The following is a 370-nucleotide window of genomic DNA, read 5'->3' as shown; positions in this document are numbered from 1 at the left end:
TAAAAATTGATTTGCCATATTTTTTATTTTTATGTGTATAGCAAAAATATGGTGGTAGCGGTGACTAGCTGAGGATCAATAGGTATATGTAAGCGGTATACGGGAGATACCGAAAAGTCTGCGTTACGTCAGTCTTTTCAGCATTATTAAAAAAATGAAATGCGGTACTTTTTTAGAATACCGCATTTCATTTTTTCTTTTGCTTAAAGCTATATTGCTAAGACACCCGCAGTTCGTAGCTTCGTCTTCAGGTCTCGTAATTCAATCAAGATCCCGTGGACTTCCGACTGCGCATAGTCCGCTCCAGGAGATAATGCATTGTCAGGAGAAATAGCAGATTGATTGACCAAACCTTTCGCCAAATCTGTGG

Origin of the sequence: Empedobacter sp. UBA7252, from assembly GCF_002472765.1 — a bacterium.
Taxonomy (GTDB): domain Bacteria; phylum Bacteroidota; class Bacteroidia; order Flavobacteriales; family Weeksellaceae; genus Empedobacter; species Empedobacter falsenii_B.
This window is presented reverse-complemented; position numbering follows the sequence as displayed.